The following is a 6765-nucleotide window of genomic DNA, read 5'->3' as shown; positions in this document are numbered from 1 at the left end:
GGTTGAACCTGCCAACATGGTCTTACCGTTGACATCTTCACCCTTAGCATTGGTTCCTTTCTTCTTAGGCTCTGCTTTCACTTCCTTGTAGACATAAGTAACTTCGGTTACGCCTTTGGTAACTTTACCTTTTTCATTACCTTTTGTCTTTTCAGGAACGAGGTTGTACACTTTATCACCAGACTTGATCGCTGTCGTCTTGTGATCGGTCGTATCGTAATTTTCGCCAACACGAGCATGAGAAGTATCCGTTACATCTTCTTTGATCTTCTTACCAGATTCGTCTTCATAGTGAACAACTACATCACCGAATACTTGTTTGTAGATATACGTAACATCTGTATTTCCTTCAACAACGCGACCTTGTTCAAGACCTTGAGTCTTTTCAGGAACAATTTCATAGGTACGACCATCTTTTGTAGTAATCGTCTTATGAGCGTGATCACGAGTGTCATAAACCGTATTGATTGGAGCACCAGTTGTATCTTTTTCAGGATCTTTGATAACTTTGCCATCTTCATCTTTATAATGAACGGTTACATCACCAACCACTTCATCGTAAACATAGACAACACGAGTAGTTCCTTTGACAATCTTACCACTTTCTTGACCTTGAGTTGCATTTAGATCAATGTGATAAACTTTACCATCAGCTGTAGTAATTCTAGTTGGTTTGTGATCTGTTGTATCGTAGTTCGTACCAACTTTGCTATCTGGTGTATCAACAACACGTGGTGCGATAGTATTACCTTTCTTGTCTTGGTAATCAACGACAACGTTACCGTATTCATCTGGTGTTGGAATATCTGGTACAAGATCATAGTAGTAGGTAATATTGGTATTGCCTTCAACGACTTTTCCTGTTTCTGCACCTTGAGTTGCTTTCGGATCAAGACGATATTTCTTACCATCAACTGTCGTGATTGTTTCTTTCCGTTGATCGGTTGTATCATAGTCTGTTCCGACTTCTGATCTTGGTGTATCCGTTACTTTTGGTGAAATTGTAGCGCCGCTTTTGTTCTTGTATTCAACGGTAACATCACCGTATTTCTTCTCTACCGGTTTTTCAACTTTGTCATAAACATAGACAACGCGGGTTGTTCCTTCGACAACCTGACCACTCTCGTGACCTTGTGTAGCATTGGTATCAATACGATAAGTTGTGCCATCATCCGCCGTAATGGTAGTTGGTTTGTGATCAGTTGTGTCATAGTAAGTACCAACCCGTGAAGTTGGTGTATCTACGATACGCGGAGCAATGGTGTTGCCTTGCTTATCTTGGTAGTCAACGACAACATTACCATATTTCTCTACTGGTTTTTCAAGCTTATCATAAACATAGACAACGCGGGTTGTTCCTTCGACAACTCTACCACTTTCTTTACCTTGTGTAGCTGTAGGGTCAATGCGGTAACTTGCTCCATCGGCTGTTGTAATCGTAGACGGTTTGTGGTCAGTTGTATCGTAGGCCGTTCCTACTGATGTGTCTGGTGTATCCACAATACGTGGAGAAAGAGTGTTGCCTTGCTTATCTTGGTAGTCAACAACAACATTCCCTTTTACTTCTGTATAGTAGTTTGCTACGTTCGTCGTACCTAATTTAACTTTACCTGTTGTATTATTAGTTGATGACACATATTTATAGATCTTGCCATCCGCTGTTGTGATTCTGTCTTGGTGTGTTGTTGTGTAGTCTTCACCAACAGGAGTTCCCGTAGGTTTAACCGTTTGAGTATTTGTTAGTTTAGTAGTAGTCCCTTGAATATAGTTATCCAGCAAGACATTCCCTGCAAGATTGTATTCAACCAGATTGTATTCAAGATCTGGTTTTACAAGAGTAAAGCGAGATGGTAATTTGCTTGTAATAGCTAACCAATAACCTCTATCCCATTGTGTAGTCCGCTGCATCACAAAGGAAATTGAATCTCCGCTTTCTGCCACACCCGCAATCCCCATTTTATAGAAATTTGGATCATCATAGTCGTCTTTAATGCCGTCAGTGACAATATTTGCTGCCAAACGTCCATCGGTTTGTTTTTCAACCAAAGAACCGGTAATCTTTACTGGTCGGAAATTATAATCTGTTATGCTTTCTTCGTGCTTCAGACCAGCCAATTTTCCAGTCTTAGGTTCTGTTTTGGTTAAACTTGTTAGAGCCAAAATTGCAGGGTTATCTTTTTTAAAGTTTATAACATTGCCATCAGCATCATAGAAGCGAGCAACAACTTTATATCTAGAAGGTACATTTATGTCATAAAAAGTGTAAATCCCTCTCGTCGGATCCTTCTCAGCAAAACCAACGATACCTGTTTTAGGGTTTAAATTCGTTACCTCATAAGTAACCTTTGAAATACTTACTCCATTATATTTAGAATTTTGGAGGCCCGTATAAGTAGCCGTAATGGTTTGTCCGCTTTTAATTTTAGGGATGACAAACCGGCTTCCACCAGCTGACAGTCTCGTTGTAAATGCTGGGATTGGATTGTTTGCAAACGTTCCACCAGATTTCACATACTCCTCATATGACATATTATTCATATCTTTTTGACCAAATTCAGTGGTACCAGTGATAGACAATTTAGCATTAGGCTCCCGTTCAAATTTCAAGCCTTGGCTGACAACTTCACTTAGATAGCCTGGAGTGCCGGTGTTTGCTTGCGCTTTTTTTAGGTCGCGTTTATAGGCATCTACCCCCGTCTTGATACGAGTTGCTTGTGTTTCCTCAAGAGTGTTGGCAAGGTCCTTTTTAGCATCTGACTCTACTTGGTTGTTCGCTGTTCCAATGTTGTCATTTTGATTTTGCTTAACATCAATGTTATAACCATTTGCTTCAGAAATCGCATCTTTTAGTTTTTGGTTTTCGACAGTTACTTTTGAACCTTCCGTACGATCTACCGGAGTAGCTACTGGGTCTGAGGTTGATACTGCTCCTGCTGGCGCAGGAGTAGTTGCTTCAGCTTTTGCTGTTGTAGCAGGAGCGGGCGTTGTTTCAGGCGTTGCAGTTGTTGCTGCTGGCGTTGTACTCGCTACTGGTGCTGTGGCTGGTTGCGTAGCTGCACTTTCAGTTGTTGTAGTCGCTGACGCTGTTGTAGTGTCAGCTGTTGAAGTAGCTCCTGCTGGTGCTGTTGTTTCAGCTTTTGCAGTGGTTATTGCTGCTGTAGAGCTGCTAGCTGCTTCAGTTGCTGCTGCTTTTGATTGTGCAGCAAGACTTGTATCAGAAGCTTCCGCCACTGGAGCTGGCGTTGTTGGCTTCGTTGCCTTTACTTCATCAGCAGCTACACCTTGGTGAGCGCTAAGAATTGCAATGGTTCCAAGCGTCAAGATACCAATGGTGCCATAAACTTTGTTTTTCCGGATCGAACCATGACCCTTCGTTTTGCTATTATGAAACATAAAATTCCTCTTTCCTTTTTAATAATTACCCAATTAACCAATTATCTTTCTCAAAAGGCTTGACTTTTTTGAAGCCTAATAGAGCCAAGATAAATAAACCAATCGTTGCAAGAATCGTGGTTGCTTCCCCCGTATCTGGCAACAATGTAAACTTACCATTACTTGATTTGACAGTGACCGTTCCATCAGGATTTGCCCTAGCACCTACTTGCGCAGCTGGTACAGATGTTTTAGAACCGTCTGCGTTTTTGATAGTGACTTCTCCTTGATCATTACCAATAATCTCAAAGCCCTTGTCCGTCAAAAGCGGATCAGCTGGTGAGATGATTGATTTGATTGGATTGTCAATCGTGTCACCTTTTTTAGTAGTCACAGATGAAGCATTGTCAAGACTGAATGTTTCATCCTTTTTCAAGTCCACATCAGAAGTTGTCGGTTCATCCTTACTTTTTTCAGTCAATATAGACGGATTGATACCCTCCTCTAAACTATTCGTCTGTTCAAGCTGAGTATCCAACATCCCATCACTAGGAATTGTATCCATCGGCGTCACAGTATCTGCTATGGAGCTATCTGGACTAACCGATGAATCCTCCGAAGGATTTGGAATTGGTGGTTTGTCCTGTGGAGTTGCCCCTTTATCGGACGAATCCGATGTACTCGGTTTAGTCTTATCTGGGGTATCTGGCTCCGGCTTCGGTGGCACTACCTTATTAGAGTCTGGCGTTTCTGTGACCAGATCATAGTAGTAAGTAATATTGGTATTGCCCTCAAGAACTTTCCCTTTTTCATAACCCTGAGTAGCTTTCAGATCAAGACGATATTTCTTACCCTCTGAGCTGATAATGGTCTCTCTTCGGTAGTCAGTCGTATCATAATCCGTCCCCACCACAGAAGTCGGCGTGTCTAGCTCTTTTGGAGCAATCAAAGCACCATCTTTACTCTTATACTCAACCGTTACGTCACCGTATTTCTTTTCTGGTTCCGATTGTTTTGGCTTTGAAGACTCAGAGTCTGATGTTCCAGACTTATCCTTATCTGGTGTAGCCGGTAGTACAGGGTCTATCTTCGGCGGTTCTACCTTACTTGAGGAATCCAACAGTTCCGACTTGTCCTTTTCTGGAGCAGTCGGTGTTGTTCGCGTTGTCTTTGGTGCCTCTACCTTGTCTGACGCGCTTGGCTTATCCGTATCCGAAACAACTGACGTGGACTTGTCAGGAGTTACAGGAGCAGCCGACATCACAGCCGTAGAGGTGTTTGCATTTTCCTGCTTAGACTCTGGCGTTTCAGTAGAAGCCTTTTTATTGCTGTCAACAGTCGGTGTAACAATCGTTGTGGAGATAGAGCGCTCAACATCCCTAGCCAACACAGGATTTGCACCTAAGGCTGATAACAATACAGCCGTTGACGCTAAAAAGAACCTGCTTTTTTTCATTCTAAATATCCTCTCAATATTTTAACATATTGGATATGTTAAGTCCTAGTTTTAAAAAAAACTGTTCACTTTTATGATAGTAATTTTTTTCTTGAATGTCAAGCCAATTACATGGTTTTCACAAATTTATTTAATCTCATTACAGAGGTATTCTACATTTCTTGACATTTTGTAAATAAATGTAGATTGATTACAGATAAATTACAGATATCTAATAAAAAGTAATCTAAAGCGCTGATAACTTTTAAATTCCAATTGGTCTAGACAATCGAATGAATCAACATTTTGCATATATACGGAGCTTTTGCTCTAAAATCCAACTATTTTTCACTTCAATAATGGTGTATAAAATGAAAATAATATCTCTGGAATCAATATTTATGCAACGGCAGTGAGCTGTATTTTTTATTTTCAACTTTTTAAAACAAGAGGGTTAAAACTAGCTGCTAACCCTTGTACAATTTCCTGTCAAGTATTATACTAAGAATAGTCTTAAAATGAGGTGATATAAAATAGAAGCGGTCGTCTATTCAAATTTTAGAAACAATTTAAAACATTACATGAAAAAAGTCAACGATGAATATGAACCTCTAATGGTTGTCAATAAAAATCCTGATGAAAACGGCACTAGCCCCATAAAATGAGGCACAAGAAAAACCCTCCTGTTGAAATCTAGTAAACTAGAAACAGGAGTGTTTTGTTATGGTCAAAAAAGCGTATTCGGTAGAAACTAAGTTAGCCTGTATCGAAATGAAGAAAGCAGGTAAGCCCAATAAGGTTATCATGGAGACCCTGGGCATCAAAAATGTTAGTCAGGTCAAGACCTAGTGGCGATGGTATCGAAATGATGAACTGCACCGTTTCCATCAACCCGTGGGGAAACAATATACCTACGGTAAAGGAATGGAACAGCTATCCGAAGTGGAACAGTTACGACTACAGGCGGAATTGCTAAAAAAGTATCGAATCTGGGCAATAGTTTCGACAGAGCATCTGACAAATTTTTGATAATTGACCTATGTTCCATTCCAAGTAATGAGAATTAGCGGTATTCTGTAAATGACTCATTTGGATGACCTCCTGTTGATTTTGTCACTTACAGTACAGTCCAAATGGGTATTTTGAAGTGAACTAGCACCACGGGTAAAATTTATAGAATCAAAACGCTATCACGAAAGCAGACACATCAAAGATGTGACCATCATTGACCAAGAAATGGATACGGACTAACTGCCTATGAAACCAACCACCCTACAAATTGACTTAAAAAATATTACGATACAACTCCCACCCGATAAAATTATCGTTGACCGTTCCGAGTATGAAGAACTCAAAAAAATCTCCTCAAAAGGGCGTTATCTTACGCTCTCTGAGGTTTTAGAACTTCTTTCCGTCTCTCGTCCATGGTTACTCGAAAACGTGCTTTATAAGCCTGAAATTCGTAATCAAATTGACATTGATAAAAATAGCAATGGCTTTGTGAAATACCCAGATAGTCAAGGCGGACGCTATTACTTTCTGGCAAGCAAAACCAAAGAATTTTTCGAGGATCATTTTGCAAAAATTTTTGAATTATGACAAGATAACCAAGATAAAACCTTGGTTATCGATTTCTTAGAAAAGAGGGAACCATGTCACTATACATTACGCAACGCGGAGGGAAAAAAGGGAAGTGGTCTTATCGGATCACTGACAAAAAAGGGAACTATATTACATCAAAATCAGGATTTAAAACCAAAAAAGAAGCTGAAATTGAAGGTTTGACCCAAGAAATTAAATTACATCAAGGAAAGGTCATTGATAAAAACATCAGTCTCTTCCAATTGTGGGAAAAATGGTACCATTTAAAAATCATCCCACTCAATAAAATGGATTCTACACAAAACAAGCATCGCTTGCGTGGAAAGTTTATTCAAAAATACTTTGGAGAATCACCT

General features: G+C 40.0%; 4 protein-coding genes and 3 pseudogenes. 4 read left to right on the top strand and 3 right to left on the bottom strand.

Annotated elements, in window-relative coordinates:
• Together RG565_RS08875 and RG565_RS08870 are read right to left on the bottom strand one after the other, a co-directional pair.
• The coding region (locus RG565_RS08875; RefSeq protein WP_308937469.1) for a MucBP domain-containing protein at positions 1-3393 on the bottom strand (3393 nt) is incomplete at its 3' end.
• A gap of 25 nt (positions 3394-3418) precedes the next feature.
• A complete protein-coding gene (locus RG565_RS08870; RefSeq protein ID WP_247937434.1) occupies positions 3419-4828 on the bottom strand; it encodes a MucBP domain-containing protein in 1410 nt (469 codons plus the stop codon).
• 512 nt (positions 4829-5340) lie between these two features.
• Here RG565_RS08870 and RG565_RS08865 point away from each other — a divergent pair.
• A pseudogene (locus RG565_RS08865) lies at positions 5341-5451 on the top strand (type II toxin-antitoxin system prevent-host-death family antitoxin); the annotation flags it as partial.
• A 79-nt stretch (positions 5452-5530) separates the two neighbouring features.
• Positions 5531-5788 (top strand): annotated as a pseudogene (locus RG565_RS08860) (IS3 family transposase); the annotation flags it as partial.
• Between the two features lie 3 nt (positions 5789-5791).
• Here the strand turns inward: RG565_RS08860 and RG565_RS08855 are convergent.
• Positions 5792-5896, bottom strand: a pseudogene (locus RG565_RS08855) (IS982 family transposase); the annotation flags it as partial.
• A 168-nt stretch (positions 5897-6064) separates the two neighbouring features.
• Between RG565_RS08855 and RG565_RS08850 the strand changes: the two are divergent.
• Together RG565_RS08850 and RG565_RS08845 are read left to right on the top strand one after the other, a co-directional pair.
• Positions 6065-6406, top strand: a complete 342-nt coding sequence (locus tag RG565_RS08850; protein ID WP_022525474.1) for a DUF771 domain-containing protein — start codon at positions 6065-6067, stop codon at positions 6404-6406.
• A 53-nt stretch (positions 6407-6459) separates the two neighbouring features.
• Positions 6460-6765: Arm DNA-binding domain-containing protein (locus RG565_RS08845; protein WP_374989851.1), on the top strand; the 306-nt coding region annotated here is incomplete at its 3' end.

Source organism: Streptococcus sp. IsoGale021 (assembly GCF_031142795.1).
GTDB classification, from domain to species: Bacteria; Bacillota; Bacilli; order Lactobacillales; family Streptococcaceae; genus Streptococcus; species Streptococcus hominis.
Note: the sequence above shows the minus strand (reverse complement) of the source record. Positions and strands in the feature narration are given on the sequence as shown.